Here is a 26,622-nt window from a genome sequence, read left to right as displayed (position 1 = left end):
CGATCGGCCGCCTGCCGCCGAGTGAGTGACGTCCGGCGCGACAGGGGCGTCGTGATCGGCGAGGCCAGGTCGAGCGCATTAGATTGGCTCACAAGACGACAGCGCACCACTTCAGGAGGACGACGTGATCGGTTTCATCGTCGCAGGCTTGATCATCGGCGCGCTCGCCCGACTGATCAAGCCCGGCAAGCAGCGGCTGGGTCTTCTCGCGACCCTGCTGCTGGGTCTGGTCGGTTCGGTCATCGGCGGCACCATCGCCAACCTGCTCGGCACGGGCGACATCTTCGAACTCAACGTCCTCGGCTTCATCATCGCCGTCATCGCCTCGGTGCTGTTGATCGGCGTGGCCGAGGGCATCGCCCAGAACCGAAGCAAGAGCGTGCGCTAGCGGCGGCGTCGCCGGGCGGGTCGGGGCGGCTCGTCGAAGCACTCGAGGACGCGGCTCGGCCCGTGGTCGCCGTGCGGCGGCTCTTGGTCGAGGCCCAGACCGGGAAACCGGGACCTGCCGAGACGGATCTCCGGGGCGACGGGGCGGGGACGACGGCGAGGTCGCCGCAGCCGACTTGTCGGTGGGGCCGCCTACCGTCGGCCCGTCCTCGCCCCTCGTCCTGCCTTCGTCGCCGGTTCGGGGCGGGCCTGACCCCGTCGTCGAACCAGGAAGCAGCCGCCTCGATGCTGATCATCTCCGGAAAGCTCTACGTCGAACCAGCGGACCGGGACACCTACCTGGCGAGAACCCCCGATTTCCTCGTCCGCTCCAGGGCCAGGCCGGGCTGCGTGGACTTCGTCATGGCCGCTGACCCGATCGAGCCAGGGCGCATCAATCTGCTCGAGGTCTGGGAGTCCGAGGAACACCTCGCCGCTCACCAGGCGACCGCGAATCCGCCGGAGCCGATGCCGACGGTGCTTCAGGACGACGTGAAGAAGTATCAGATCAGCGCGGTGGGGTCCGTCTTCGGCTGACCGGGGCCGTCCCTCGACCGGTCGAACCGGTCGATCGTCCTCAGCAGACATCCGCGCCGAGCGGGCGGCAGCAGCGGCGCGACCGGCACCGGTCGACAGGGCCGGGGCGGCCCGGCCCGCGCCGCAGTGATCGCGGGCTCGTCTGGGGCGGGCCGAAGCACCGGCCGAGGCCGGGTCAGCGCCGAATTCGCGGTCAGGCCTTGCGGCCCCCGGCTGTCCCCTGCGATCATCTCCGCCATGTCTGAAGGAAAGGGCGTGTCCGCCCTGTCGCAGTGAGCGCGCGGCGCGGGAGAGCATCCCGCCGTGCCCCTGTCCGTGACCACCTGTTGCGCGATCTCGACCATTGGCAGCAGGCGGTCGACCTCCGAACACAGTGGCTGAACCACGCCCTGTGCACCGACCCCGCCGATCGGCGGAACGCCGAGGACGCCGTCACGGGGCTTTATGCCCTGCTTGGCAGGCCCCGGCCCGCGTTCGTGTGGGTGGACTCGCCCGCCGCCGCCGTGCCGTCGGTCGCCTCGCAGCACACCGTGTCGCCGCACGGTGCCCAACCCTGGGAGAGCGGGCTGGCGAGTCTCGTCTCCACGTTGCGCCATCGCATCGACGCGCGCATCGGTGCTGTCGATCCGGACGACTGGCCGCGCCCGCCCGCGCTGCCTGATCCGGTGGCGGCGCTGCGATCCGGGACGGGGCTGTCTCCCGTGCTGGACCAGGGGGTGCTGGGCGCCCTGCGCAGGGGCGTGCGGCAGTCCGTCGCGAACGTCATCCGCAGCGCGATCCCTGAGCGTTTCGGGCTTGCCTGGTACGGCCAGCACGAGGTCGACTGGGTGGCCCGGCACGATGTGCACCAACGGATTCATGGTCGCCCCTTCGACGCGACGGACGGCGCACAGTGGGAGCTGTGGGCCACGCTCGTCCGGTCCTGCGGCTGGTGGTGGCCGCGCGAGGACGTCTGCGTCCTCGCCGAGCGGCCGTCTGCGGTGCATACCGAGCCCGCGCCCGACGACGTCTACGGCGAGATTCGGCTGCATGCGGCCGACGGTCCCGCCGTCGTCTACCCGGACGGCTGGGGCGTCTATTCCTGGCACGGGACGCGAGTCCCGGCCTGGGTGATCGAGGACCCGACCGTGGAGGCGATCTCCGCTGAGTCCAATGTGGAGGTACGGCGGTGCGCGATCGAGCGCATCGGCTGGGCCGCCTTCATCGAACGGGCGGGCCTGACGCTCGTCGGGCGATCGGTCGATCCGGGCAACTCCGCCAACGAACTGCGCCTCTACGACCTGCCGTATCGGCATCGAGGCTCGACCACCCGACTTCTGCTCGCGGTCAACGGCTCGGTTGAACGCGACGGCACGCGCAGGCAGTACGGCCTGCACGTGCCGCCCTGGTTCGACGACCCGATCGACGCCGCAGGCTGGACGTACGGGCTCTCCGGAGCCCAGTACGCGGGCCTGCAGCGCCGAACCTGACCCTTCTCTCCACGACAGGTGATGACGATGGATCTGATGGAACTTCTCGACCGGACCGGCCTCGACGTCCTGGATCACCTGGAGCGCCAGGTCGCGATCCCGGTGATCGACGGTCTCCAGGCACAGGGCGATCTGATCGTCATTCCGATGGCGATGCTGGGGCCGGTGACCGTGCAGCCCTGGGCGCAGTGGCGCCTCGTGCCGTCGGAGGGCGTGGAGCTGGTGCGCGGCGTGGCGGGCAACAATCCGCACACCCTCGTCGCCGACGCGGGCGTCTGCCGATGGACGAACGGCGTGCGGGACCCGCTGCGACTCGGGATCGCACTCTTCGAGAACACCGCGCCCGCGTACCTGGTGCATCCGGAGCACGGCGGCAGCGGCGTGGCGCCCGGCCGCTGGCTGGTGCGCCGACAGCAGGAGCGCGGGACGGGCCCGAGGGGTGGCCGGGTGCTGGTCGCCGACTGAGCGGGTCCTGACGGGGCGGGCGGGCGCCGAGTCGTCTCGGCGCCCGGCTGTGCCCGGGGCACGTCAGGTAAGGGCCGTCGCCGGTCTCCCGATGCAGTCGAATGCCGGTGACCCGGCCAGATCGGGTGATCAGCAGTGCAGGCGTCGTCGAGCTGATCACCGGTTCACCGGAAGGCTCTATGTGCGGAGCAGCACGCGGAACAGGGCGGTCCTCTGCCCGTCGTCGCCAACGGCGTCATCCGGCGGCTGGGAGCGGCGCGGGCTGTACGACGTGGCCACCAGAGGAGCGAGCCGACGAACGGAGAACCCCTGCCGACGGAGGACCACCGGTCGAACGACCCGACAGGGGAGTGTTGTTAGGCTTACCAAACTTGTCGTCCGTCGCGTGAGACGAATGCGCTGATCAGGACGGGACAACCAGCGTCGCGGCAGGCCCGGCGTGCCCGTGCGGGGACCGGCGGGAACCCGGACCCGCCGGACCGACGAGCACGAGGAGCCACCGTTGCCCCCCGACCAGGCCGCGAACCGGGCCGACGACCCGACGTCCGCCCGGTCGTCGATCACCGGGCGTGACTCCCGACCGGCGGGCGACGGGGCAGGCGTCCGCCCGCCGGACGTGGCGACCTCGGCACTGAATCGACTGCTCCTCCCACTCGCCGCCGTGGCGGTGCTGGCCGTCGCCGCCCTGCTCAGCCTGCTCGTCGGCTCTGAACAGGTGCCCGTCGGCGAGGTCCTGCGAGTGCTCTGGCGCGACGACGACTCCCAGACGGCGGTCATCGTTCACGAGCTGCGGGTGCCACGCACCCTGCTCGGGCTGGCCGTGGGGCTGGCGCTGGGCCTGGCCGGTGCGCTCATGCAGTCGCTGACCCGCAACCCCTTGGCCGACCCCGGCATCCTCGGCGTCAACGCGGGCGCCGCCGCCGGGATGATGTTCGCCGTCGCCGTGCTCGGACTGCGCAGCTTCCTCTCCTATGTCTGGCTTGCCTTCCTCGGCGCGGGCCTGGCTGCGGTCCTGGTGTACCTGGTCGCGGCGCGTGGCGGCGGTGGCGCGACTCCGGTCCGGCTCGCGCTGGTGGGCACCGCGCTGGGCACGGCGCTCGGCTCGGCCACCCAGCTCGTGGTCTTCCTCGACCCGGCGTCCTTCGACGAGTACCGGTTCTGGGTGGTCGGCGACATCGCGGGCCGGGACCCGGCGGTGATCCGGCTCCTGCTGCCGTTCCTGATCCTCGGCGTGGTGGTGACCTTCGCGCTCGCCCCGACGCTGAACGTGCTCGCCCTCGGGGAGGACACCGGCCGGGCGCTGGGTGCCCGGGTCGGCCGGACCAGGCTGCTCGCCGCCCTGGCCGTCCTGCTGCTGGCCGGGGCCGCCACGGCCGCCGCCGGGCCCATCGGATTCGTGGGCCTGGCCGTGCCGCATCTGGCCCGACGATTCGCCGGGACGGATCAGCGGCGACTCTTCGCCTACGCGGCGGTCATCGGCCCCGTCCTGGTCCTGCTCGCCGACGTCGTCGGGCGGGTGGTGATCGCGCCCGCCGAACTTCAGGTGAGCGTCGTCGCGGCGATCCTGGGCGCCCCGTTCCTGATCGCCCTGGTCCGACGAAGGAGACTGCCCGGCCTATGACGACCAGCAGCAGACCCCGCCGCCCGGCGGACGTCGATGTCGCGGCCGAACCCGTCGACGGCGGCCGGGCCGTGGCCGTGCCGACCTCGCGGCGGACCCTGCGTCCCGCCGACGATCGTTGGTCGATCCGCTTCGACCCGAGGACCGTCGTGGTCGGTCTCGGACTGTCGGCCCTGCTCCTGATGCTCACGGCGGCGCTGATCGCCACCGGTGACCGGGCCTTCACTCTCGCCGAGGTCGCCTCGCTGGTGACCGGACAGGGCGGCCCGCCGGGCGGCGAGTTCGTCGTGCGGACCCTGCGGCTGCCCCGCGCACTCACCGCCGTGCTGGTCGGCGTGGCACTCGGCGTCGCGGGCGCCGTCCTGCAGAGCGTGTCCCGCAACGCACTCGGCAGCCCGGACGTGATCGGGTTCAGCAGCGGGGCGGCCACCGGAGCCGTCGTGCAGATCGTGCTCTTCGGCGGGAGCGCGGCGGCCATCGCGGGCGGTGCGCTGCTCGGCGCCCTCGTCGCCTCGGCGATCGTCTACGCGGCGGCCTATCGCAACGGAATGCTCGGCGGGAGGCTCGTGGTGGTCGGGGTGGCGGTCTCGGCGCTGCTGGCGGCGTGCAACCAGTATCTCGTCGTGCGGGCCGAGATCACCGAGGCGCATCGGGCGATGGTGTGGCTGGCGGGCAGCCTCACCGCCCGCACCTGGGATCACGTCTGGCTGGTGCTGCCCGCCGTGGCACTGCTGGTCCCGGCGGCGATCCTGCTGGGCAGGCGGCTCGCGCTGCTGGAGATGGGCGAGGACCTCGCCGTCGCACTCGGCGTCCCCTCGGCCAGGACCCGGCTGCTGCTCCTCGTCATCGCCGTGGGACTGACCGCCACGGCCACGGCGGCGGCGGGGCCCATCGCGTTCGTCGCACTCGCCGCGCCGCATCTGGCCAGGGCGCTCACCAGGTCGGCGGACGGCGTGCTGCTCACCTCGGGCCTGACCGGTGCCGTGCTGCTGGTCTGCGCCGACCTGCTCGGCCAGCGACTCTTCGCCCCGGCACCGGTCCCGGTCGGCCTGATCACGGGTGTGCTCGGGGGCGGCTATCTCGTCGTGTTGCTGATGCGCGCCCGAGGCGGGGCCTCGAGATAGTTGTGGGGCGGGGCCTCGAGATAGTTGTGGGGCGGGGCCTCGAGATAGTTGTGGGGCGGGGCTCCGCAGTAGATGCCGGGCCTGGCCGCACAGTGGATATCGGGCGGAGCGTCGCGGTGGACGTCGAGAAGAGCCCGCGCACCGGACTTCCCGACCAGGCCCGCGCCCCGGATGCCTGGGCAGGGTCCGAAGGCCGGATGCCGAGGCGGGTATCGCCTGCGGCGTCGTGCCGAGCCGCCGAGCACGATCCTCCGGTCGCGGTCGCGGTCGCGGTCGCGGTCGCGGTCGCGGTCGCGGTCCGAGACCGGGCCGTGCCGAGGCTCGGCGGCATTCCGATCACCGCGACCCGGTCATCGCGGCGAGCCTCGGAGAACGAGACCGGGCGGGACCGCACGACGACGATCCCGCCCGACCCCCAGCCCTCCCGCGCCCGCCTGCGGCGATGACTCAGCCGAGCTGTCCGACGATGTCCTCGAGGTCGTCCAGCGCCGCATGCGCGGCCGACGTCGAATAACCGTCCCACCAGGTCGTCTGCGGAACCTCGAACACCCGACCGGCCTGCACCGCGGGCAGCCTGCCCCACAGCGTCCCCTCGGTGTAGGTGGTGAAGGCGCTGGTCACGTTGCCCTCCTCGTAGGCGCCGCCGCCGCCGAAGTAGAGGACGACGTCGGCGTCCTCCAGCCGGGAGACCTGCTCCGGCGTCACGGACACGTACGTCTCCTCCGGCCCGCTCGTCGCGCTGGACTCGGTGAGCTGGACGCCCGCACGCGTCAGGACCCGTGAGCCGAAGATCACCGAGTCGGTGACGATGCGCAGCTCGTCGGTGGTGAAGCGCAGCAGCACCACGCGCAGCCCGTTCAGCGTCTCCGCATGGGTCTGCGCGAAGGCATCCGCACGCTCGTGGAACTCGTCGATGCGCTGCTGCTGTTCGTCCCGGACGCCGTAGTAGTCGGCGACGGTCAGGCAGGCGTCCTCCCATTCCGTGCCGCCCGCCGAGTTCGTGTAGGAGACGGTCGTGGTGATCTCCGAGTACAGCGCGTAGTCCTCTTGCAGGCTCGGGACGTGTCCGACGATCAGATCCGGCTCGAAGCCCGAGACGCGTTCGGGGTCGGCCTGATTGAAGCCGAGCTGTTCGAAGGGTGCCGCAGGGCTCGGCAGGTATGCGGGCACCGAGGGCTCGCTCGCCAGCGTCGCCGAGGCCACCAGCGGCACGCCGTGCTCCAGCGCGACCTGAAGCCCCGCTCCCGGGTCCAGCGAGACGATGCGACGCGGCTCGGCGGGCAGGTCGCTGCGGCCAAGCGGGTGCTGGAACGGACGCGTCTCGCCCGCGGCGTCGCCGCCGCCTTCGGCGTCCCCGGATGCGCAGCCCGCCACACCGAGTGCGAGGACCCCGATGCCGAGACCGGACAGGAACCGGCGTCTGTCCAGCGGCCGGACGGCCGTCGCTGCGCCGAGGCGGGCGATCGGCAGGCGGTGAGGTCGCGTCACTGTGTCTCCTGAATTCGTGTCTGTGGTTCGGTTGTCAGCGGCTGAACGAGCGGTCGAACTGGGCCGCGCGAACGGTGTCTTCCTGCAGCGGACAGGTGCCGCAGTAGCCGTGCTCGGCGTCGACCTTGTAGTCGAAGCAGCACGTGCTGCGCACCGCCCAGACGCCTTGATTGCCCTCCGGACGGAACCGGAACAGCCGGGGACGCGCCTTCACCGGCGCGCCTGCCGCGATCACCGCCGCCACGAGCCGATCGGCGCGGGCGAACGCCGCAGGCACGTTCCGGTCCAGCCGTCGTGCCGGATTGATCATGTAGAAGTGCAGGATGTCGACGAGATAGCCCCACAACGTGCGGGCCCCGACCCTGGAGTGGCGCCGGACCTGCTCGACCAGCGGTCCGAAGACCTCGACCAGCCGGGCGGCGGCCCAGACGTCGAGTGCATCCCGGTCGGCCACGACCACGGTGTCCGGCAGCCGTGCGTCGGGATCGCCGCGCAGCACGGCGGCCCGGCGGCTGGTGATCCGGGGCGTGCCGATGTCGCCGTCGGGGGCGAAGGGGAACCAGAGCGTCTCGGGCGAGAGTTCGGGGGCGCGATCGGTGAGGTAGATGCTCGCCGAGACGAGGAAGACCGTCTCGCGGAGCAGTCCTTTGAGGTAGCGGATCGCGGCGGCGCCGGGATGGCCTGCCCCTTCGCGGGCGCGCAGCGCGTCGAAGGTCTCGGCCAGCCGACCGTCGTCGAGCAGTTCGACGAGCGAGAGCCAGCGTGTCTCGCCCTCCATCGGTGCCGGGCGGTCGGGACGCAGTTCCGGCAACGGGGCGAAGGTGAGATCACGACACGCCAGGACCACCGCGTCCAACGGCGCCTGCTGGTCCTCATGCGTCGTCATGTGCTCGCCTCACTTGCTCGTCGTCGGGCCGTTCACCATCAATATTAGGTGAGGCTATCTTCAGTCGACGAGCTCGGGTGCGGTTGAAGGAACGGTCCAGACCCAGGTGGCGGCCGGTCGGCCGTCGTCGAAGGCGGTGCCGCCCGGGCATCGGATTCGGCGGTGCCCCGGCGGCTCAGCCCTGCGACGACGCAGGCTCCGGCGGGGCGACGAGGACCAGCGAATCCCAGGCCGCCATCGCCGAGTCGACCACGGTGAGCATCTCTCGGGTCGTCGCCCCGTCCCTGGCCTGAATCGACAGTCCATATAGGACGGTGTGGTAGAACATCGCGATCGCGGCGGTGTCGGCGCCTGCCGGGACGTCGCCGTCGCGCACGCCGCGTTCCACGCGGGCCTGGAGATCGGCCTGATCCGCGTGCCTGCGCTCGGTCGCGACGGCGGCGGCGCCCGCGCTCTCGGCGGTGCAGTTGATCGCGGACAGGACCACCAGGCAGCCCGGCGGTGTCGCGGGGTCGCCGTAGGCGATCGCGTTGGACCGCAGCAGCCCGTCGACCCCCTCGCGTGCGGACGAGGCGCCGTGCAGGATCTCGCCCGCCGCTGCGCCCAGCGTGCGGTCGTAGAGGTCGACCGCCTCGCGGAACAGCGCCTCCTTGGAGCCGAAGGCCGCGTACAGGCTGGGGGAGCCGATCTTCATCGCGGCGGTGAGGTCCGTCATCGACGTCGCCTGATAGCCCCGCTCCCAGAAGGTCCGCATCGCGGCGGCCAGTGCCGCCTCCCGGTCGAAGCTCCTCGGCCTTCCGCGCGCCGGCATGTCGCCCCTTTCTGTGTTGATTGATGCAGAAAACCTTGACCCTCGAATGCTACCGATGCTCTAATTCTGTGCCAATTGACACAGAAATGGAGGCTCGTCATGTCGACGACAAGGGTCGCCCTGGTGACCGGGGGCAGCCGAGGCATCGGTGCCGCCATCGCCGAGCAGCTGGCCGCAGACGGGATCGACGTCGCTGTGACCTACGCGCGCGCCTCGGAGCAGGCTGCCGAGACGGTGCGGCGGATCACGGCGGCGGGGCGGCGAGGAATGGCGGTTCAGGCGGACAGTGCGGATGCCGAGGCGGTCGTCGCCGCCGTCGAGCGCACGGTGGCCGAGCTGGGCAGGCTCGACATCCTGGTGAACAACGCCGGGATCTTCCCGATGGCACCGCTGGACGAGGTGACCGTCGCGGAGATCGACCGGACGTTGGCGATCCACGTCCGGGCCGTCCTGGTGGCCGCGCAGGCGGCGGCGCGACACATGACCGCAGGCGGGCGGATCATCACCATCGGCAGCAACCTCGCCGAGCGCGTCCCGTCGCCGGGCCTCAGCCTCTATGCGGCGAGCAAGGCCGCCGTGCTGGGCCTCACCAGAGGCCTCGCCCGCGACCTGGGGGAGCGGGGCATCACGGCGGTGGTGGTCAGCCCAGGCTCCACCGACACCGAGATGAATCCCGCCGACGGACCCCACGCCGACGGCGAGCGGGCGGCCATCGCGCTGGGTCGCTACAACGACCCCTCGGACATCGCCGCGACGGTGTCCCACCTGGCGGGCCCGGGCGGCAGACACATCACGGGCACCGCGATCACGGTCGACGGCGGGGCGTCGGCGTGAGTCCGCAGGCGGCCGCCTGGGCGATCCTGTTCGTCGCGGCGCTGTTGGAGATCGTCTGGGCGCTGGCGTTGAAGCAGGCGGAGGGCTTCAGCAGGCTGTGGCCCAGCGTCCTGGGCAGCACGGTCGCGATGGCGAGCTTCGCCCTGCTCACCGTCGCACTGCGTCAGTTACCCGTGGGCACTGCCTACGCGGTCTGGGTCGGGATCGGCGCGGTCGGCGTGGCCGGCACCGGGATGCTGTTCCTCGGCGAGTCGGTCACGCCCCAGCGGCTGGCCTTCCTCGGGCTGATCGTGATCGGCGTGGTCGGGCTGCGAGCGGTCGAGTCGTAGCGAGGTCGGGTGCCGCCGACGAGGCGACCAGGTGTTCGGGGGACGGAGCCGCAGTGTCGGGCCGGAGGGCTTCTCTCGGCTGTCCGGGAGGGCCGCCGTCTGTCGTTCTCCGAAGGCTAGGCGGCGGTCGACCACGGCTGCCGTCGGCCCGCCTGCCGTTCGACGAGCGGCCGGGCCGAGACGAGGTCGCCGTCTCGGCCTGTACCTGCGGCCGGTGCTGCGGTGTCGTGATCGTGTGCTCGACCCGCCTGCGGGGCGGCGTCAGCCGAGGTCGTCGTACTTTCCGGTGACCCAGTCGATGTAGCGCTGCGCCGATCGGTGCACCGCGTTCTTGGCGTCGGCGGCGACCCGGCCGCCGGTCAGCGCGTAGAGCCGCTCGAAGGGATAGGGCTCCAGGCGGTCGACGATGCGCCGGACCAGCATGGGGGAGAGCGGAATGCGGTTCGGATAACTGCGTTCGAAGGTCACCCAGCCCGAATCGAGCACCGGCATGATCGTGTCACCGACCAGCAGCGTGCCGCGCCCCTCGGCGCCGTGCGCGACGTGCGCGACGGCCGAGCCGGGGAAGTGCCCGCCCGCCGTCACCAGCGTCACGCCGGGGAGGATCTCCTCGGTGCCGCTCCATTCGCGGATCACCGGCGACTCGCGCTGCACCCAGCTCCGGTCGGCCGAGTGCACGAGGATCGGCGCGTCGTCGAACTGCTCGCTCCAGCTCACCTGCGAGCCGAACATGTGCGGATGGCTCGCGACGATCACCGCGATCCCGCCGAGCGCCGCTACCTTTTCCACGGTCGGCAGGTCGAGGTGGTTCGGCGGGTCCCACATCAGGTTGCCCTGCGGGGTCTGCACGAGGTAGGTCCGCTGTCCGATGCCGAGGCCCGGTTCCCGGTTGATCCGGTGCAGGCCGCGCTCCAGCTCCTCGTGCACCAGCCGATGGTCCTGGGCGGCCAGTTCGGCCTGCGTGGTCCAGGACTGCCCGCTCTCGGGCACCCACTGTCGCTCGTCCTCGCAGATGAGGCAGTCCGCCGCCTGCGGCGCGTCGGTGTCGGGGTGCTCGACCCCGCAGGTCGCACAGATCCAGATCGTCACCCGCACAGTCTGGCCCGGCGCCCGGGTCGGGTCCACCGCACGCGGCCTGCGGAGGACGCCACCCGGCTGACGCGTCAGCCTGATCCGACGTCCGCTGCCACCCGCTCGCCGGTCCGCTGCGCGTGCATGCGAGCGAAGTGACGATGAAACCGAGCATGGCGGAACTGATAGACGACGCCCGTGCGACGCAGTATCCCCCGTCGGTGAGCGTCGGCGAGGAAGGTCATGACGGGCCAGGGCACTCGACCGGTCAGCGGCAGCCAGATGCGGGTGAGCGCCAGCCACTGGCCCCATGCCGTGAAGCCGAGGCAGTAACAGGCCGCGCCCATGACCCCGCCGCCGCCTCCGGTGATGAGAATGCTGTCCATGCCCCACTTGAGCGGGCCCAGCGACGATTCGAACAGTCCGGCCATCGCCGCGCCGACGGACCCGATCGCCAGCGTCAGCAACGGCGTGACGATCAGCGCCTGGCGGAGGGCGATCCGGCGATTGCTCGCGAGCATGCTGGCCGGACCGGTCACGGTGGCGAGGTCGAGCGGCGTCTCCAACGCCGCCATCACCCCGAGTACCGCCCCCACCGCCACGCCGAAGATGATCGCGTACAGCAACGAGTTGATCAGCGTCATGCTGATCACCTGCTCGGTCGTCGGCGGGAGTCCGCTGACGAGTCCGCGACCCAGCGTGCCGACGGGTCCGAATCCGAGTCCGATGATGAAGCCGCCGAGCAGTCCGTTGCCGACCCGGGGGACGACGACGGGCAGTGCACGGGCCAGGCCTGCCCAGGTGTGGCCGGACAGTCGCATGCGGACTCGCGACGGCCCGACGGGGTTGCCGAGCAGCACGACCAGAAGGCCGTAGATGATGCCTGCGCCGAGTCCGACCAGCGGTCCGAGGAGCGCCGCGTCCAGCAGACTCACGAGAATCGACTGCCAGAGGCCTCGGTCGCTGAAGATCAGCGTGAGACTCAGGACGAGGAGGAACTCGAGCGCCCCCGCGACGAGCGTCGTCGCCACGACGACGCCGAGGATCCGGGTGGAGGGGCTCAACGCATCGGCGAGCCGCCACCAGGCCAGGTCGGGCGTGGCGAGCCGATCGAGATGGCAGGCGAGGTGACCGAACCAGCGCTGGACCCGAGCGGTGGTCCAGTTCGGGTTCCGCCTCACCCCCGGTTTCGGGCCGTAGACGACGGGAACCAGGCCGCTGACCAGATCCTCCTCGATGTCCTCCGAGGTCGGGAAGCGGGTGACGTCCAGAAGGAGACCGGGGTCCCGGCCGGGAGAGCCGTCGTAGACCCGGCGGGCGAGGTCGGCCATGAGCGGCGTGTTCAGCGCTGCGGCCAGGTTCGCGCATTCCGCATCCTGCGGGCGGCTCCGCAGTGCGGTGAGGACGGGCTCCCAGGCGGCGGCGACCCGCGCAGGCCGGTGACTGTGCTGGAGATAGTCGACGAAGTCGCTGGTGGCGAGATCGGCGAGCCGGACGACCACCGGGCTGAGCGCGCCGTCGGCCGCGACGGCCTGGTGGTACGCCTCCGGACGACTGGTCACCAGCATCGGCAGCTTCGTGCTGCGCAACGCCGCCATCGCGATGCTGTGCATCCCCTCCGTGATCTCGTCGAATCCGTCGAGCACCGGCAGGATGCGGCCTGCTTCGACCAGCGCGGCGGCCAGGGTCGAGCCTGCACCCGAGTCGGCGCTCAGACCTGGGTCGTCGCGGAGCAGCTGCTCGCTCATCCAGTCTCGCAGCGTGCTCGTCGTCGGGTCCCAGGACCCCAGACTGAAGATCACCGGAACCGGACCGGTGTTCGTCGTGTCGCGCAGGCGGTCCAGGACGAAACGAATGGAGAGGATCGTCTTCCCCGATCCCGCGCGTCCCAGCACCACGAGTCTGCCGGGCGGCTCACGACGGAAGATCTCCGCGAAGGTGCTCAGGTCGTCGATGAGGTCCGTCTCCGGCGTGATCGGACCGGGACGCGGCTCGGGATCGAGCGGGTCCTCGGCGGACGCCGCCACCGGGCGCCACCGGATGGGCAGTGGCCCCGGGTCGTCGACGCGCAGTTCCTCTTCTCGCTGCCATCGGCTGTGGACGTGGTGGGCGAGCCGGTCTGCGGCGTCGTCGAGGTTCGCCCGAAGCGTCGACCGGCCCCGCGGCCGGGTGGGTGGCGACCGGTCCGGGAGCGCAGCAGGCAGGTCGGCACCAGTCGGCGGAGTCGGGGACCGCAGCGTCGTCGGGGCCGAGCCGGGCGGCGGGTGGTCCGCCTGCGCGAGACTCGCCGATGCCGACGTCTCCTGCGGTTCAGGCTCGTCGCGCAGCGGCTCGTCCTGGGGCGGCTCGACACCGCCGTGGTCTGCCACCGCCAGCAGGCTGCGGCGCTGGGGACCGGTGACGTCCAAGGCGTCGGCGAGCAGCCGGACCGTGCCGACTCGAGGATCACCGGCCCTGCCGTTCTCCAACCGGCGAATCGTGCTCACGCTGACGCCGGACCGCTCCGCCAGGTCTTCCTGCGTGATCGCCGTCTGTGCACGCAGCCTGCGTAACAGCGCGCCGAACTCGTGCACCACCTAGCCGTCTCCCCTTCTGTCGAGGCACCGGATCGGTGCGGGCCGCGACCGGTCACTCGATGACCGGTCATCGATGACCGGTGGATGGTCTGGTCCGCTGACCAGTCGGAACACACCCTTTCAGGTAGATCGACTCACCTGAGGAGAAATTATGAACGCTCACCTGAAAGGACGCCGGTCGGTCCTGATCTCCAGTGTGACGGCCTGCCTCGTCATCACCGCCGCCTCGGTGGCGGTCGCCGAGACCACGGTGCCGGACACGACGGTGCCCGACACGACGGTGCCCGACACGGCGGCACCGGAGACGGCGGCACCGGCACCGGCACCGGCGGCGACGGCCGCACCGGCGACGACACCGCCGCAGTTCGCGGACGGATTCGGCCTGACCGTCGTCAGCCAGCCCGAGTGGGTCGGCGACGCGGGACGCACCTTCCGCTTCTCCGTCGCGGCCGAACAGGTGCCGACGCCCACCCTGCTGGCAGAGCAGGAACCGGGCACGCACGTGATCATGGTGACGCTGCCCGAGGACTACGAGGCGACGAGCACCACGCGCCATCCGGTGCTGTACTCGCTGCACGGGGGCGTCGACCGGCCCGACACCGTGACGAACCTCCGCATCGCGGAACAGTCCACGCAGGACACCGATCTCATCGTGGTCCATCCCAACGGCAGCGGACGCGGCTGGTACACGAACTGGCTGAACCCGGGCTCCCTCGGACCGCAGAACTGGGCGGACTTCCACCTCGATGGCGTGATCCCGTTCATCGACGCCAACCTGCGGACCATCCCCACGCGGGAGGGACGCTCCGTCATCGGCCACTCGATGGGCGGCTTCGGCGCCTTCCGCTACGCCCAGCGCCGTCCGGATCTCTTCTCCTACGTCGGCAGCATGTCCGGCGGTCTGGATCTGCGCAGCGCGGAGCAGCGGGCTGTCGTCGTGGGCAGTCTGGTCACCCAGGTGGGGGGCCTGCCGACGGCAGGCGGCGACGCGATCTTCGGAGCACCGTTCTGGCCGTACGACGCGATGTGGAACGCGGAGAGCCCGGCCCACGACGTGGCCGCGCTGCGCGGGATGGGCGTCGCCATGTACGTCGGGAACGGCGGCAACCTCCTCGACAACCCGGTGCAGGCCCTCATCGAGCACCGGGCCAGGGAGACCAACCTGCTCGCCGCAGCAGAGCTGACGGCCGCGGGCATCCCCTTCGACTTCGTCGACTACGGGGACGGCGCCGACTGGGCGCCGGGCTGCACCGGCAAGCACGCCCAAGAGCCCTGCCTCCAAGCCGACCTCGACCATTTCGTCGAGCTGGTCACGCAACGCTGAACAGGGGGAGACCGACATGGCGGGCTACCGATACCACTGTGGCGAGTGTGATCACCGTACTGCCTGGCTCACCGAGTCCCAGGGTGAGGAGCAGCATCTGCAGCACTACCTCAGCCGACACGCGGGAATCCTGCCCGGCGGCTGGAAGGAGTCGGCCCCGCCGAGCGCGTCGAAGGGCGGCGGCGGGGGCTGTGTCGGCGTGCTCGTCGGATTGTTCCTGATCATGATGCTCGCGAGCACCTGCGAGGCGGGAGCGGCCACGTCCCCGGTCGGTGACTCGACCGGGACGGTGATCGTCGAGGAGTACCAGCGGGATCTCCGGCGATGAGGAGACCGGCAGGCCTGCGACATGCCGTGTCGGGCCTGCGGAGGACGACGGGCCGCACGGCCGGTCGCGGAGCGGAAGCCCCGCGATGAGGGCGGATGCCCGCATCGCCTGCGGAGCAGCGCGTCGGCGGCCCACGACGTCGAGGGCCCCGGACGGCCGGAGCCTGCGGCGAAGTCCGCGCTTCGACCGAGGCGCCACGCCCGGTGAGAACGGGGTTGCCCCGGCTCACCGGGCCTGCCCGCCTCCACACCGCCGACGGCGCGCCTGCCCGCCGCGTCGTGCGGTGTCAGGCGTGCGCGGTCAGCGCCGCCAACGCGATCGACGACGCCTCGGCGATCACCGCCTCGTCGTACTCGGCGTAGCGCACGCCCATCGTGGTGTAGACGGTGAGCAGGATCGGCTCCCGATCCGGCGGCCACAGCACGGCGGTGTCGTTGACGGTGCCGTAGCCGCCGCTGCCGGTCTTGTTGCCCAACCGCCATCCCTCGGGCGTGCCTGCTCGGATGCGGCCCTCGCCCGTGGTGTTGCCGACCAGCCAGTCCGTCAGCATCACCCGCCGCTCCGACGCGAGTGCGTCGCCGAGCACCAGCGACCGCAGGTCCCCGGCGAAGGCGGCGGGCGTCGTCGTGTCGCGTTCGTCGCCCGGTTCGCCGGTGCTGAGGTCCGGCTCGATCCGGTCGAGCCGGGTGACGTCGTCGCCGAGCGTGCGGACGAAGGCGGTGAAGCCCGCCGGACCGCCGATCTCGGTGAGCAGCAGGTTCGCGGCGGTGTTGTCGCTGTAGCGGATCGCGGCGTCACACAACTGCTCCGCCGACATCCCCGAGGCCACGTTCCCCTCGGTGATCGGCGAGTGATAGAGCAGGTCGGCCTCGGACCAGGTGAAGTGCCGGTCCAACTCCACGGTGCTGCTCTCGTGGAGGATCGCCGCCCCCAACAGGGCCTTGAAGGTGGAGCACATCGGGAAGCGCTCGTCGGCGCGGTGGGCCACCACGGTGCCGCTGCCGGTGTCGTGGGCGTAGACGCCCAGCCGAACCCCGAACCGGCTCTCCAGATCGGCCAGCTCGGCGGGCTCCAGGACGACCGGCGTGGGGGGCGGGCTCGGCGATGGCTGCGGAGCCGCCGAACTCGGCGAGGACGTCGCCTGCTGTCCGGCAGACGAGCAGGCGCCTACCCCCAGGATCACCAGCGACGACGCTGCGGCGCCGAGGACGGTCCGACGGGTCAGGGGCCGGGAACGACGGACCACTACGGCACATCCTTCTGCTCGGTGGACAGGCGGTCTGATCGCAAGAGCCGAAGCTCCATCCACTGTGTCTGATCGTCATCCTGCCTGCGCCACAGGCCCGGACACGGTCCGATCGGTCCCGAGGACCGTGCAGGCCTCGGAGCGCGGTTCGAACTGGACGGTCGCTGCCCGCGCAGGCGGGGCCGCCCGCTGATCCGCGGGGCCCGGTCAGAAGACGTCCGCCGCGCCGGTCGGTTGCCTGCCAAGTCCGGCATCCGCTCGGCGGGCGGCGCGATGCGGCGCGGCGCGGCCACGGCGCCGAACGGCGGAGCGAGGTCCCGCGCCGAGGAGGGCCGGAGCGACCTCCCCCGACCCGGCGACCCGAGATCGTCTCACGCTGCGCGGCGGCGGACCGCCTGCCACATTGAGGGTCCCGACCGGATCTTCGTCAGCGAGTGGCCCGGTCTCGGTCCGCCAGCACGTCCGCGTCACAGAGGAAGGTGTGTCCATGCCCCGTCTCACCGTCGGCCGAGAGAACGAGACCGACATCGAGCTGTACTACGAGGATCACGGCAGCGGCAGTCCGGTCGTGCTGATTCACGGCTTCCCGTTGGACGGCCACTCCTGGGAGCGACAGGCCGCGGTGCTGCTGGCGGCGGGCTTCCGCGTCATCACCTACGACCGGCGTGGCTTCGGGCAGTCCAGCCAGCCGACGACCGGCTACGACTATGACACCTTCGCGGCTGACCTGAACGTGCTGCTGGAGCGGCTGAACCTGACGGCGGCCGCGCTGGTCGGCTTCTCGATGGGTACCGGCGAGGTCGCCAGGTACATCGCCACCTACGGGTCGGATCGGGTGTCGAAGGCGGCCTTCATCGCCTCGCTGGAGCCGTATCTGCTCAAGACCGACGACAATCCCGACGGCGCCGCGCCGCTGGAGTTCTTCGAGGACGTCTCCCGACAGGTCGCCGCCGATCGCTATGCCTACTACACGAGCTTCTTTCAGGACTTCTACAACCTCGACGAGAACCTCGGGTCCCGCATCAGCGAGGAGACCGTGCGGCACGATCACGCCGTGGCCGCCTCGGGCGGCTGGTTCGCGGCATCGGCCGCCCCGCTGACCTGGCCGACCGACTTCCGCCACGACATTCCCCGGATCACCGTCCCCACCCTGATCCTCCACGGCACGAAGGACCGGATCCTTCCGATCGACGCGGCGGGCCGTCCGTTCCACGCCGCTCTTCCGCAGGCGCGCTATGTGGAGATCGAGGGCGCCCCGCACGGGATGCTCTGGACCCACGCCGAGGACGTCAATCGGGAACTGCTCGCCTTCCTCCAGGACTGAAGCCGTCGGGTGTGCGGGGTGTGGCGGCAGCCGAGGCCCCGCACACCCGAGCGGTCCGGCCCCTGCCGGTGTTCCCGCCCGGCGGCGGACGGTGCCCGACGATGCGATCGGCAGGGCCGATCCGGCGCGGCCGGCGTCCGAGGAGGACCTGCGCTGCGGGGGCGGGCCGAGCCCGCGTCGACACGGGGCGAACGGTCGACCGCGGCGCGGAATCCGGAGGCCCCGCAGGACGACTGACCCCCTCGGCTCCGCGCGTTTCTTGCGCTATGTTCCGAAGAGGAGACCGCCCCGAGAGGGAGGAACGTCCATGGCAGAGCAGCGCAGCTCGCAGTGGTACGCCGGAGAAGACCGGAACGCCTACATCCACCGGGCGTGGATGCGACGCGGCCTTCCCCGGCACGCCTTCGACGGCCGCCCGCACATCGCGATCGCCAACACCGCATCCGACCTGACGCCGTGCAACTCCCACTTCGACGAGGTGGCGGCGAGCGTGAAGCAGGGGGTGTTCGAGGCGGGCGGCATCCCGGTCAACATGCCGGTGGTCTCGCTGGGGGAGACGCTGGTCCGGCCTACCGCCATGCTCTGGCGCAACATGGCCGCGATGGCGACCGAGGAGATGCTGCGCGGCAACCCGATCGACGGCGTGGTGCTCCTCGGCGGCTGCGACAAGACCATTCCCGCGCTGCTCATGGCCGCCGCGTCAGTGGACCTGCCCGCCCTGGTGATCCCCGGCGGGCCGATGCTCACCGGCACCTTCCGGGGCACGCCGTTGGGCTGCGGGACCGACGTGTGGCGGCTCAGCGAGGAGATGCGCGCCGGAACCCTCTCGCAGGAGCAGTTCACCCGCTCCGAGTCCTCGATGATCCGCAGCAGGGGCCACTGCAACACCATGGGCACGGCGTCCACGATGGGACTGCTCGCCGAGGCGCTCGGCATGGTGATCCCCGGACTTGCGGGCACCCCTGCCCCCGACAGCAGACTCCTGGAGGCCTCGCACGAGTCGGGGCGGCTGGCCGTCGACCTCGTCCGGCGGGACCGGCGGCCCAGCGGACTCCTCACCAGGGCGTCCTTCCACAATGCGATCGTCGCGCTGTCGGCGATCGGCGGTTCGACGAACGCCGTCGTGCACCTGCTGGCCATCGCGGGCCGGTTGGGCGTCCCGTTGAGCCTCGAAGACATCGACCGCATCGGCGCTCGGGTGCCGCTGCTGGTCGACCTGCAACCCGCAGGGCGGTTCCTGATGGAGGACCTGCACCGGGCGGGCGGCCTGCGAGCGGTGCTGCGGGAGGTCCGCGACCTGCTCGACCCCACCGCCCGCACCGTCACCGGAGCGCTGCTCGTCGACGATCTCGACGAGGCCGAGATCTGGGACGCCGAGGTGATCCGGCCCCGCTCCGCCCCGATCCGGGAGCACGCCGGGATCGCCGTGCTCACCGGGAATCTCGCCCCCTCCGGGGCGGTCATCAAGCCTGCGGCTGCCTCGCCCGAGCTGCTGCGGCATCGGGGTCGCGCGGTGGTGTTCGACTCCATCGAGGACATGCACGCCAGGATCGACTCGCCGGACCTCGACGTCGACGCCGACTCGGTGCTCGTGCTGCGCGGCTGCGGGCCGCGCGGCTATCCGGGGATGCCCGAGGTGGCGAACATGCCGCTGCCCCGGAAGCTGCTCGAACGCGGGGTCCGCGACATGGTCCGCGTGTGCGACGGACGGATGAGCGGCACGGCCTACGGAACGGTGGTGCTGCACGTCGCGCCGGAGGCGGCGGCAGGCGGTCCGCTGGCGGTGGTGCGCACCGGCGACCCGATCGTGCTGGACGTCGAGGCCCGCACGCTCGACGTGGACATCCCGCAGGCCGAACTGGATCGTCGCAGGCCCTCCTCGGCGCTGCTCGGAGGCCTCGCCGATCCGCGTCGGGGCTGGGAGCGGCTCTACGTCGACCATGTCATGCAGGCCGACACCGGAGTGGACCTGGACTTCCTCATCGGCTCCAGCGGCGATCAGGTCGCGCGCGAGTCGCACTGAGTCGGGCCGAGATCGTTCAGCCGAGGAGTCCGACGGCGCGGGATGCGGTCTCGGTCGTGGCGTCGCCGATCGCGGGATCACGGTGTCTGCGGTGGACCTGCCACGACCGCGTCACCGCACCGGGTGGCGCGGTCCAGGAGGGGGTTACAAGAGTCCTGGACGGACCGCAGGCCGACGGCTGAGATGTTGCGGACCGGAGGGTGTGGGCGGAGGTCCGTCCCGGTGCCGGGCTTCCGGTCGGCTGCGGCTGTCTGCCGTCGGTGTCGGAACCGGCTCGCCACGGGTGTCGGAACCGGCTCGCCACGTCCGAGAGCACAGGTTTCATTCGTCGCTGGCTACCGAACCGCCTGCGGGTGCCAGGTCGCGGTGAGCCGAGTCGTCGGGTGCGCCCGAGCCACCTGGCGAGTCCGCGCATGACGGCTCCCCGGCGATGCCGGCCTGCCCGAACCTGAGACAGGGCCCGTGCCCTGCCCGGTGGACGGCGCTGCCCGACGGGTCGAGGCCCGTCGTCGCCGTCCACCGGCGGCCTGCCGAAGAGGCGCGTCGCTCTAGTCGAGCGCGGCGTCGAGGGTGATCGTCGTGCCGGTCAGCGCCTTGCTCACCGGACAGCCTTCCTTCGCGTCGTTGGCCGCCTTCTCGAACCCGGCCGCGTCCAGACCCTCCACCTCGCCCCGGACCGTGAGCGCGATGCCCGAGATCAGGAAGCCGCCCGCCGGGTCAGGACCCAGCGTCACATCGGCCTTGACCTCCAACGACTGGGGCGTGCCGCCTGCCGCCGCGATGAGCGCGGAGAGCTGCATCGCATAGCAGGACGAGTGCGCCGCCGCGATCAGCTCCTCCGGACTGGTGGTGCCCTCGGCCTTCTCCGCAGCGCGCTTCGGGAAGCTGACGTCGAAGGTGGCGACTCCGCTGCTGGTGAGTTCGACCTGGCCTGCGCCCTTCTCCAGCGTTCCGTTCCAGGCTGTCCTTGCGGTGCGAACGGGCATTCCCGAGCCTCCCAGACTCTTCGTGATCTTGTCACCATCGAGTATCCCACCGGCCGCCACGGGGAGCAGGTCGCGCTGATCACAACAGCTCGGCTCGGTCGCGGTGGACCCGGCGGATTGCGGGGCATCCGACGGGTCCTTCGTCGGTGTGCGGGCGGCGGCGCACTGGGCGAGGCGCGGGGACGGCCGCTGCCGACCGGCCGCCGCGCGCGATCTGCGGTGCGCTAGTCCCGCCATCCGTTGCGGCGTTTCGCACGGCGCGGTGGCGCCGACCTCGGCTGTGCGGCCTTCGCCTGCGATGCGGCGACCGCAGGCGGCGCGGGGACAGCGTCGGATCGTGGGCTCCCACGACCGCGCGACCGAGGCATGGCGATCGACGAGCCCGGGCACCGACGGCCTGCACTGTTCCGCCGGGACGGTGCGCGCCGGAGGGCTGCCCTCAGGTCTTCCTCGGCAGGCTTCTCACCGGACCGAGAAGACCACCGTTGCCCCGACATCGACGAGCCCTGCGATCCCGTCCGCAAGCCGTCGCGCTCACCACCGTCCGGAGGGACTCAGGCCTGCTGTCCGGCGGAGACGTCGCAGGTCGTGATCCTCGCCGCGCCCGCCTGCGCTCCGCCAGGCCGTCGCGGCGGGTGCCGATCGCTCGCCGAGCAGCTCCCGGTGGGTCTCCCGGAGCCGGTGACACGGTTCGATGCCTGCTTCGGTGGTGAGCACTCGATAGGCCTGGGAGTAGACCGCGAGTGCATCAGCCCGTCGATCGGCCTGGCACAACGCCAGCATGAGCTGGTGATAACCGCGTTCCCGCATCGGATGGCTCGTGCACAGCTCCTCCAGCGGGCATACCGCCTGCGTGCCCTTGCCCTGCCCGAGCAGCGCGTCCGCCCAGTCGTGCGTCAGCTGCACCCGCTCCTCGGCGAGCCGGGCCGCGTGGGCGTTCAGCACGCCGGTCTGCTGGAGGTCCGCCAGCGGCGTGCCGGTCCACAACCGCAGCGCGGCACCGAACCGCTGCTCGGCGAGGGCATGCTCTCCGGCGGCGAGTGCGGCCCGCCCCAGCCGAGCGTGCTCTCGGAACGCGAGCAGATCCAGTTCCTCGGCGGCCAGCCGCAGCAGGTAACCCGACGGCTGGGTGATGAGCACCGAGTCGCCGCTGAACCTCGTCAGCGGCCGCTCGGCGGCTCGCCGGGGCACCAGCGCGCGGCGGACCGCCGTCACATAACCGTGCAGCGCAGCACGGGCCGACCTCGGCGGCGCGTGGTCCCATAACGTGTCGACGATGCGATCGGTGGACACGAATGTATTCGCGTGCACGGCAAGCAGGGCCAGCAGTACCCGCTGCTTGGTCGCCGTCGGAGTGAGATCGCTGTCGTCGATGCTGACCGCCAGCGGCCCCAGCACGCTGACACGTAACGAATAACGTCCCTCGGATGAAATCACATGTACCACGTCCCCAGGCATGGAACAGCCGAGATGCTGTTCGATGTGATCTAGCGAGAGTGCTCCTCGAAAATGAACGGCGATGATCCCGAGATCGTCGTGAATAATCGTCGGAAAAGGCGATCGGATTCCCCAGAGATCCATATCGTCAACCAGGAAAGCATCGGGCGGACGCGACGGTCATCCCCCAAACGGTGCAAAACCGTGGTCGAGGGAGTCGAGCGCGGCCGACTCCGCCAGCGCCTGCGTCCCGCCGTCGAGCCTGCACCGGGGCGCGCTGCCTGCCGCACCGTCCAGTGTCGATGGATCGGCGCCGGTGCATCGGCACCGCAGTGAGTGCACCCCGTCCCTCGAGCCCGGCGCGGGCGGAGGTCACGGCCTGCGCAGCCGCCAGTCGTAGGCTCGGCGGTAGTAGACGAGGGGGTCCGTCTCGGCGCAACGGCCGCCGCCGACGTCGCCGATGACCACGGTGTGATCCCCGTGATCGAACCGGGCCGCCACCGTGCAGCGCAGGTAGACCGGGCTGTGTCGCAGCCGGGGGACGCCGTCGTCCCAGTCCCAGTCGAGACGGGCGAACTTGTCCGCGCTCCGACCGGCGAACACCCGTGCCGTGTCCTCGTCCCCCCGGGCCAACAGGTGCGTCCCGAACGGGGCGCCCTCCACGAGCCACTGCCACGAGCGCGAGCTGCGGGCGATCGACACCAGCACCGACGGCGGACGGGTGCTGTACGACGCCAACGACGAGACGAGCAGCCCGCAGGGCGTCCCGGACCCGCTGCGCACGGTCAGCACGGCCAGGCCTGCGGCGAGCCTGCTCATCACGTCCGTGAACTGCGTCGCGGACATCGACGTCGCCTCCGCCGCCGGGGAGTGACCCGCCGCCGGGACATGGACGGTCACGGCCGCCGCCCGTCGCCTGCGGCGACCAGACACCGCCGCCTGCCCTCGCGGGCATCCTCGTCGTCCACCGAGGCGAGCACCGCGTCATAGTCGGCCAGCGCCTCGTGCAGCAGTCCGGACTCCTCGTAGGCGACGGCCCGGTTGAATCGGGTCTCGGGCCGGTCGTCCAGTTCGATCGCCCTGCTGAGATAGCTGCCCGCCTCGGAGAGTTCGCCGACCTCCACGGCGATCGATCCCCGGATCGCCCAGGCCTCGGCAGACCGGGGATCGAGTTCGGCCACCTTCGTCAGCGTCTCAACGGCGGCCGCGTGTTCGCCGCGCTCGGCGAGCAGCCTGCCGCGCAGACACAGCAGCAGCACGTCGTCGGGGGCCAGGGCCAGCCCGGCGTCGACGTCGCGCATCGCCTCCGCAGGCCGATCCAGATCGGCCAGCAGGGCGGCGCGGTTGACCAGGGCGTCGAGATGTCCGGTGTCGAGTTCCAGGACGTGGTCGAAGGCCTCGAGAGCACCCTCGTCGTCGCCCGTGGTCAGCAGGGTGTCGGCGATGTTGTACCAGGCCTCCGGGTACGGCGGCGAGAGCTCCAGCGAGCGTCGATAGCAGGTCAGCGCCTCCTCGTCGCGCCCGAGCCTGCGGAGGATGTTGCCGATGTTGAAGTGATGTTCCGGGAATCGCGGATCTCGGTCCGTCACGAAGGTGTAGTCGGCCAGTGCCTCTTCCCACCGGCCCATCCCGCCGTAGACCTGCGCGCGGTTGTATCGCAGCACCAGCCGATGCAGGGCGTGCTCTTCGGGCTCCAGCTCTCGGTCCAGCCGGGCCATTCCTGCGTTGAGCATCGCCAGCGCCGTCTGCGGGTGCTTCTCTCGGACCTCGACCAGGGCGAGTCCGTTGTGCGCGAAGACCGACTGGAAGGCGCGCTGCTTCGGCTCCGGGAGCAGTTCGGCGATGGTGATCGTCTGGTTCATCCACGCGCGGGCGGCGGTGTAGTCGCGCTGCGCCTCCGGATAGTGCCGGGCGTGCAGCATCGCCGTGGAGTAGGACATGCCCAGGTGGGTCAGTGCGTCGGTCGTCGCCGCCCTGCCTCGGACGTACAGTGCCTCTGCCTCGGCGGCCCGGCCCACCGAGGCGAGCACGATGCCGGTGGTCAGGAGAAAGTGCCACCACGCCTCGGGGGAGGACTCCGGATCGGTGACCGCGATTCCCCGGTACCCCAGATCGGCCGCGGCCTGGTACAGCCCGATGTTGCGGCAGTGGTCCAGTGCCCTGCGCAGCGCCGTCACGCCCGCGCCTGCCGCATCGGAGCCGCGCTCCAGATGAAAGGGGACGGCGCCCAGATGCAGGGAGAAGTCCGGCAGGGCGGCGAGTTCCTCGGACCGGGCGTCGTGCAGTTCCCGCCGGGTCGTCTCCGGACAGGCCTCGTACGCGCCGACGAGGGCGGGATCGTCTGAGGTGCAGTCGCCATCCACGTAGGACTTCGCAAGGATCGTGCGGTCGGCCTCCGCCGCGGCCGGGATCGACGGCGACGCGTCGCAGGGCACGTCCACTCGGCGGGTGTGGTGTTCGAGGCAGGACGCGAGCGACACGTCGATCTCGCCGGGCGGGTCCTCGACCCCGTCGACTCCGGTGCCGACGACCACCGTCAACAGCGGCAGGTCGCCCCGCCGCAACAACACGCTGAGGAACTCGTGATCGGTGGCGTCGGCGAGATGCGCGTTCTCCACCACCAGGGTCCGAGGCCCGTCGCCGAGCGCGGCGAGATAGTCGCGGAGCAGCTCGGCCAGTCCGTTGGCGAGGTTGCGCGTGTGCAGACGGGAGTAGTAGCGGGTCCGCTCGGCGGCCTCGACCGCCCACTCCAGGGTGTGCCAGGCCACCGGCACTCGCCCGGCCGTCTCGGGAGTACTGGTGAGCAGCTCGATGTTGTGCCGCTCGCCGAGCTCCGGACATCGGGCCAGCAGGTCGTCGACGATCTCGCGGATCACGGTGCCCGCTGCGGTGTAAGGCCCTCGGAGCCTGCGGTGCGCGTCGACGACGGCCAGGCTCGGCGGGAGCGCCAGGCCGGACCTGGCGCGCTCGCGGTCTCGCTTCCGTTCTGCCCTGATCCAGATGTGCCGATGCATGTGGTGCCCCCTCGAATGATCGTCAAGGACTGGTTGACACGGCGCCACGGTCACGCGATGACGTGGCGAGTCGGACGGGCGGCGCGTGCCTGTCGGCGGTCGCGGAGCATGAGCCAGCCGAGCAGGACGGCCTGGATGAGCACGAGGCAGGCGAACACGAACGAGTCGAGCAGTTCGGCAGAGGGGGCGTCGCCGCCGAACCTGCCGAGGACTCCCGTGGCGATCCGATACAGCACGGGGGCGCCTGCCAGGACGAAGGTCGTGAGGCTCACGGTGTAGCCGCCCACGACCAGCCACGCGTACCAGCGGGCTGCGTGTCGATCGACTGGATGCAGCGTCGACTCGTCGAGAATCCGGTCCCGCCTGCCGAGGAGGCGGTTCACCCGATTGCCGAGCATCCGCCGGGCGGCTCCGTGCAGATCAACGCAGCCGAGCACGGTGCAGATCAGCACGTACACGTCCGTGCGCAGATAGAAGAAGAACTGCCAGACGACCCGCAGCAGGGCCGCGAACGCCACCGCGAGCAGGAATCGTCCGAGGCCGGAGAGTCCGCCGTCGGACTCGCGGGTCAGGTCGGCGACGATCATGCACACGGCGATGCCGACGACGTCGGCGAGCATTCCGGCGAGGATCGGCAGGTAACGCTTCGTCCTCGGCACCGCCACCAGCCCGTCGAGCGAGGTCTCCATCACGACGAAGTAGAGGCGCCGACCGATCCGAAGCCGGGAGCGCAGCCCCAGCCTCCGCCCGGCGAGCGCATGGAAGGACTCGTGCACCAGCACGAGCGGAATCGCCACGAGGAACAGCGTCACCTGGACTACCGAGAAGTACTCGGTGAAGAAGATGTTCTCGTAGTGCGGTGCGAGTTCCGGGCGGGCCACCGCGATCGCCGTCGCCCAGACGATCAGACAGGCATAGGTGACCAGCGCCGGGAGGGAGAACAGCGCACGGCCGAGCCAGACGAACCGCACCGGAGGGGGTTCGGTGTCGGATTCGCCATCGCCTGCCTTGAGCAGTTCCAACTCGCCGAGCGTGCCGATCAGGTCGGCCATGTCGATGCCTGTGTCATGGGTGCGTTCGAACCACTCTTGCACCGCCTGAGGGGTCTGTCCGTCGGCGAGCCTGCGGACGACGTCGGCGCCCTCGGCCGGGAAGATGCCGTAGGAGTCGATGTCCGAACGTCCGATGGTCACCTCGTCGCCGTCGACGAGGAACACCAGCGGATGCAGTCCCACCGGACTGTCCATGTCGATCGCCAGATCGACGTCGCCGTTCGCCACCGACATTCCTCTCCTCGGCCGAG

24 protein-coding genes are annotated in these 26,622 nt (G+C 71.1%); 13 read left to right on the top strand and 11 right to left on the bottom strand.

Annotated features, from left to right (window positions below):
- The first annotated feature begins 124 nt into the window (after positions 1–124).
- The 7 genes from UA75_RS19975 to UA75_RS19940 all read left to right on the top strand — a co-directional run bounded on the left by UA75_RS19975 (position 125) and on the right by UA75_RS19940 (position 6,088).
- Positions 125–388, top strand: coding sequence for a GlsB/YeaQ/YmgE family stress response membrane protein (locus UA75_RS19975; RefSeq protein WP_075741553.1), 264 nt, complete (start codon positions 125–127; stop codon positions 386–388).
- Between the two features lie 284 nt (positions 389–672).
- A complete protein-coding gene (locus tag UA75_RS19970) occupies positions 673–963 on the top strand; it encodes a putative quinol monooxygenase (RefSeq protein WP_075741552.1) in 291 nt (96 codons plus the stop codon).
- Between the two features lie 326 nt (positions 964–1,289).
- Positions 1,290–2,432 (top strand): DUF6745 domain-containing protein, encoded by a 1,143-nt coding sequence (locus UA75_RS19960; protein WP_075741550.1) that lies wholly within the window; start codon positions 1,290–1,292, stop codon positions 2,430–2,432.
- A gap of 27 nt (positions 2,433–2,459) precedes the next feature.
- Positions 2,460–2,897, top strand: coding sequence for a hypothetical protein (locus UA75_RS19955; protein ID WP_075743998.1), 438 nt, complete (start codon positions 2,460–2,462; stop codon positions 2,895–2,897).
- Between the two features lie 502 nt (positions 2,898–3,399).
- Positions 3,400–4,518: a FecCD family ABC transporter permease gene (locus UA75_RS19950; protein ID WP_232251097.1), complete on the top strand. Its 1,119-nt coding sequence runs from the start codon at positions 3,400–3,402 to the stop codon at positions 4,516–4,518.
- Positions 4,515–5,642 carry a FecCD family ABC transporter permease gene (locus UA75_RS19945; RefSeq protein ID WP_083690788.1) on the top strand — a complete coding sequence of 376 codons (1,128 nt, stop codon included), beginning with the start codon at positions 4,515–4,517 and terminating at the stop codon, positions 5,640–5,642. The genes UA75_RS19950 and UA75_RS19945 overlap by 4 nt, the downstream gene beginning before the upstream one ends.
- A 116-nt stretch (positions 5,643–5,758) precedes the next feature.
- A complete protein-coding gene (locus tag UA75_RS19940) occupies positions 5,759–6,088 on the top strand; it encodes a hypothetical protein (RefSeq protein ID WP_075741549.1) in 330 nt (109 codons plus the stop codon).
- 1 nt (position 6,089) lies between these two features.
- On the opposite strand, the gene UA75_RS19935 is transcribed toward UA75_RS19940, so the two are convergent.
- From UA75_RS19935 to UA75_RS19925, 3 genes are all read right to left on the bottom strand, one after another.
- On the bottom strand, positions 6,090–7,130 hold the full coding sequence (locus tag UA75_RS19935; RefSeq protein WP_075741548.1) for an ABC transporter substrate-binding protein: 1,041 nt from the start codon (positions 7,128–7,130) through the stop codon (positions 6,090–6,092).
- Between the two features lie 34 nt (positions 7,131–7,164).
- The gene (locus UA75_RS19930; RefSeq protein WP_075741547.1) at positions 7,165–8,016 is read right to left on the bottom strand and encodes a (2Fe-2S)-binding protein; all 852 of its coding nucleotides are present in this window, start codon (positions 8,014–8,016) and stop codon (positions 7,165–7,167) included.
- A 175-nt stretch (positions 8,017–8,191) separates the two neighbouring features.
- On the bottom strand, positions 8,192–8,827 hold the full coding sequence (locus UA75_RS19925; protein WP_075741546.1) for a TetR/AcrR family transcriptional regulator: 636 nt from the start codon (positions 8,825–8,827) through the stop codon (positions 8,192–8,194).
- A 99-nt stretch (positions 8,828–8,926) separates the two neighbouring features.
- Here UA75_RS19925 and UA75_RS19920 point away from each other — a divergent pair, with 99 nt between their 5' ends.
- Both UA75_RS19920 and UA75_RS19915 read left to right on the top strand, forming a co-directional pair.
- Complete coding sequence (locus UA75_RS19920; protein ID WP_075741545.1) at positions 8,927–9,661, top strand: SDR family NAD(P)-dependent oxidoreductase; 735 nt, start codon at positions 8,927–8,929, stop codon at positions 9,659–9,661.
- Positions 9,658–9,990: a DMT family transporter gene (locus tag UA75_RS19915; RefSeq protein WP_075741544.1), complete on the top strand. Its 333-nt coding sequence runs from the start codon at positions 9,658–9,660 to the stop codon at positions 9,988–9,990. Before UA75_RS19920 ends, UA75_RS19915 begins: the two co-directional genes overlap by 4 nt.
- 261 nt (positions 9,991–10,251) lie before the next feature.
- Here UA75_RS19915 and UA75_RS19910 read toward each other — a convergent pair whose 3' ends face one another.
- Together UA75_RS19910 and UA75_RS34030 are read right to left on the bottom strand one after the other, a co-directional pair.
- On the bottom strand, positions 10,252–11,079 hold the full coding sequence (locus tag UA75_RS19910) for a hydrolase (RefSeq protein ID WP_075741543.1): 828 nt from the start codon (positions 11,077–11,079) through the stop codon (positions 10,252–10,254).
- Between the two features lie 74 nt (positions 11,080–11,153).
- Complete coding sequence (locus tag UA75_RS34030) at positions 11,154–13,637, bottom strand: helix-turn-helix domain-containing protein (RefSeq protein ID WP_075741542.1); 2,484 nt, start codon at positions 13,635–13,637, stop codon at positions 11,154–11,156.
- 151 nt (positions 13,638–13,788) lie between these two features.
- Between UA75_RS34030 and UA75_RS19900 the strand changes: the two genes are divergently transcribed.
- The gene (locus tag UA75_RS19900) at positions 13,789–14,961 is read left to right on the top strand and encodes an alpha/beta hydrolase (RefSeq protein ID WP_083683361.1); all 1,173 of its coding nucleotides are present in this window, start codon (positions 13,789–13,791) and stop codon (positions 14,959–14,961) included.
- Positions 14,962–14,977: 16 nt separating this feature from the next.
- Positions 14,978–15,289 carry a hypothetical protein gene (locus UA75_RS19895; protein ID WP_075741541.1) on the top strand — a complete coding sequence of 104 codons (312 nt, stop codon included), beginning with the start codon at positions 14,978–14,980 and terminating at the stop codon, positions 15,287–15,289.
- Positions 15,290–15,575: 286 nt separating this feature from the next.
- Here UA75_RS19895 and bla read toward each other — a convergent pair whose 3' ends face one another.
- Positions 15,576–16,535: a class A beta-lactamase gene (bla, locus tag UA75_RS19890; RefSeq protein ID WP_075741540.1), complete on the bottom strand. Its 960-nt coding sequence runs from the start codon at positions 16,533–16,535 to the stop codon at positions 15,576–15,578.
- Positions 16,536–17,022: 487 nt separating this feature from the next.
- Here bla and UA75_RS19885 point away from each other — a divergent pair, with 487 nt between their 5' ends.
- Both UA75_RS19885 and UA75_RS19880 read left to right on the top strand, forming a co-directional pair.
- Complete coding sequence (locus tag UA75_RS19885) at positions 17,023–17,859, top strand: alpha/beta fold hydrolase (protein ID WP_075741539.1); 837 nt, start codon at positions 17,023–17,025, stop codon at positions 17,857–17,859.
- A 307-nt stretch (positions 17,860–18,166) separates the two neighbouring features.
- Entirely contained in the window at positions 18,167–19,882 is a 1,716-nt protein-coding gene (locus tag UA75_RS19880; RefSeq protein WP_075741538.1) for an IlvD/Edd family dehydratase, read from the top strand.
- A 548-nt stretch (positions 19,883–20,430) separates the two neighbouring features.
- On the opposite strand, the gene UA75_RS19875 is transcribed toward UA75_RS19880, so the two are convergent.
- From UA75_RS19875 to UA75_RS19855, 5 genes are all read right to left on the bottom strand, one after another.
- The gene (locus UA75_RS19875; RefSeq protein WP_075741537.1) at positions 20,431–20,868 is read right to left on the bottom strand and encodes an OsmC family peroxiredoxin; all 438 of its coding nucleotides are present in this window, start codon (positions 20,866–20,868) and stop codon (positions 20,431–20,433) included.
- Positions 20,869–21,402: 534 nt separating this feature from the next.
- Positions 21,403–22,266, bottom strand: a complete 864-nt coding sequence (locus UA75_RS19870; protein WP_075741536.1) for an AfsR/SARP family transcriptional regulator — start codon at positions 22,264–22,266, stop codon at positions 21,403–21,405.
- Between the two features lie 411 nt (positions 22,267–22,677).
- Complete coding sequence (locus tag UA75_RS19865) at positions 22,678–23,151, bottom strand: flavin reductase family protein (protein ID WP_157434307.1); 474 nt, start codon at positions 23,149–23,151, stop codon at positions 22,678–22,680.
- A gap of 50 nt (positions 23,152–23,201) precedes the next feature.
- The gene (locus UA75_RS19860; RefSeq protein WP_075741534.1) at positions 23,202–25,319 is read right to left on the bottom strand and encodes a tetratricopeptide repeat protein; all 2,118 of its coding nucleotides are present in this window, start codon (positions 25,317–25,319) and stop codon (positions 23,202–23,204) included.
- Positions 25,320–25,369: 50 nt separating this feature from the next.
- Positions 25,370–26,605 carry a hypothetical protein gene (locus tag UA75_RS19855; protein ID WP_075741533.1) on the bottom strand — a complete coding sequence of 412 codons (1,236 nt, stop codon included), beginning with the start codon at positions 26,603–26,605 and terminating at the stop codon, positions 25,370–25,372.
- Between the last annotated feature and the right edge of the window lie 17 nt (positions 26,606–26,622).

This window comes from Actinoalloteichus sp. GBA129-24, from assembly GCF_001941645.1.
Classification (GTDB): Bacteria; Actinomycetota; Actinomycetes; order Mycobacteriales; family Pseudonocardiaceae; genus Actinoalloteichus_A; species Actinoalloteichus_A fjordicus.
Note: the sequence above shows the minus strand (reverse complement) of the source record. Positions and strands in the feature narration are given on the sequence as shown.

Bases quoted from the DNA above. Each gene is read 5' to 3' on its own strand.
- UA75_RS19970 (WP_075741552.1), top strand. From the start codon at position 673: ATGCTGATCATCTCCGGAAAGCTCTACGTCGAACCAGCGGACCGGGAC.
- UA75_RS19955 (WP_075743998.1), top strand. From the start codon at position 2,460: ATGGATCTGATGGAACTTCTCGACCGGACCGGCCTCGACGTCCTGGAT.
- UA75_RS19945 (WP_083690788.1), top strand. From the start codon at position 4,515: ATGACGACCAGCAGCAGACCCCGCCGCCCGGCGGACGTCGATGTCGCG.
- UA75_RS19930 (WP_075741547.1), bottom strand. From the start codon at position 8,016: ATGACGACGCATGAGGACCAGCAGGCGCCGTTGGACGCGGTGGTCCTG.
- UA75_RS19925 (WP_075741546.1), bottom strand. From the start codon at position 8,827: ATGCCGGCGCGCGGAAGGCCGAGGAGCTTCGACCGGGAGGCGGCACTG.
- UA75_RS19920 (WP_075741545.1), top strand. From the start codon at position 8,927: ATGTCGACGACAAGGGTCGCCCTGGTGACCGGGGGCAGCCGAGGCATC.
- UA75_RS19900 (WP_083683361.1), top strand. From the start codon at position 13,789: ATGAACGCTCACCTGAAAGGACGCCGGTCGGTCCTGATCTCCAGTGTG.
- UA75_RS19895 (WP_075741541.1), top strand. From the start codon at position 14,978: ATGGCGGGCTACCGATACCACTGTGGCGAGTGTGATCACCGTACTGCC.
- UA75_RS19885 (WP_075741539.1), top strand. From the start codon at position 17,023: ATGCCCCGTCTCACCGTCGGCCGAGAGAACGAGACCGACATCGAGCTG.
- UA75_RS19880 (WP_075741538.1), top strand. From the start codon at position 18,167: ATGGCAGAGCAGCGCAGCTCGCAGTGGTACGCCGGAGAAGACCGGAAC.
- UA75_RS19875 (WP_075741537.1), bottom strand. From the start codon at position 20,868: ATGCCCGTTCGCACCGCAAGGACAGCCTGGAACGGAACGCTGGAGAAG.
- UA75_RS19865 (WP_157434307.1), bottom strand. From the start codon at position 23,151: ATGTCCGCGACGCAGTTCACGGACGTGATGAGCAGGCTCGCCGCAGGC.
- UA75_RS19860 (WP_075741534.1), bottom strand. From the start codon at position 25,319: ATGCATCGGCACATCTGGATCAGGGCAGAACGGAAGCGAGACCGCGAG.
- UA75_RS19855 (WP_075741533.1), bottom strand. From the start codon at position 26,605: ATGTCGGTGGCGAACGGCGACGTCGATCTGGCGATCGACATGGACAGT.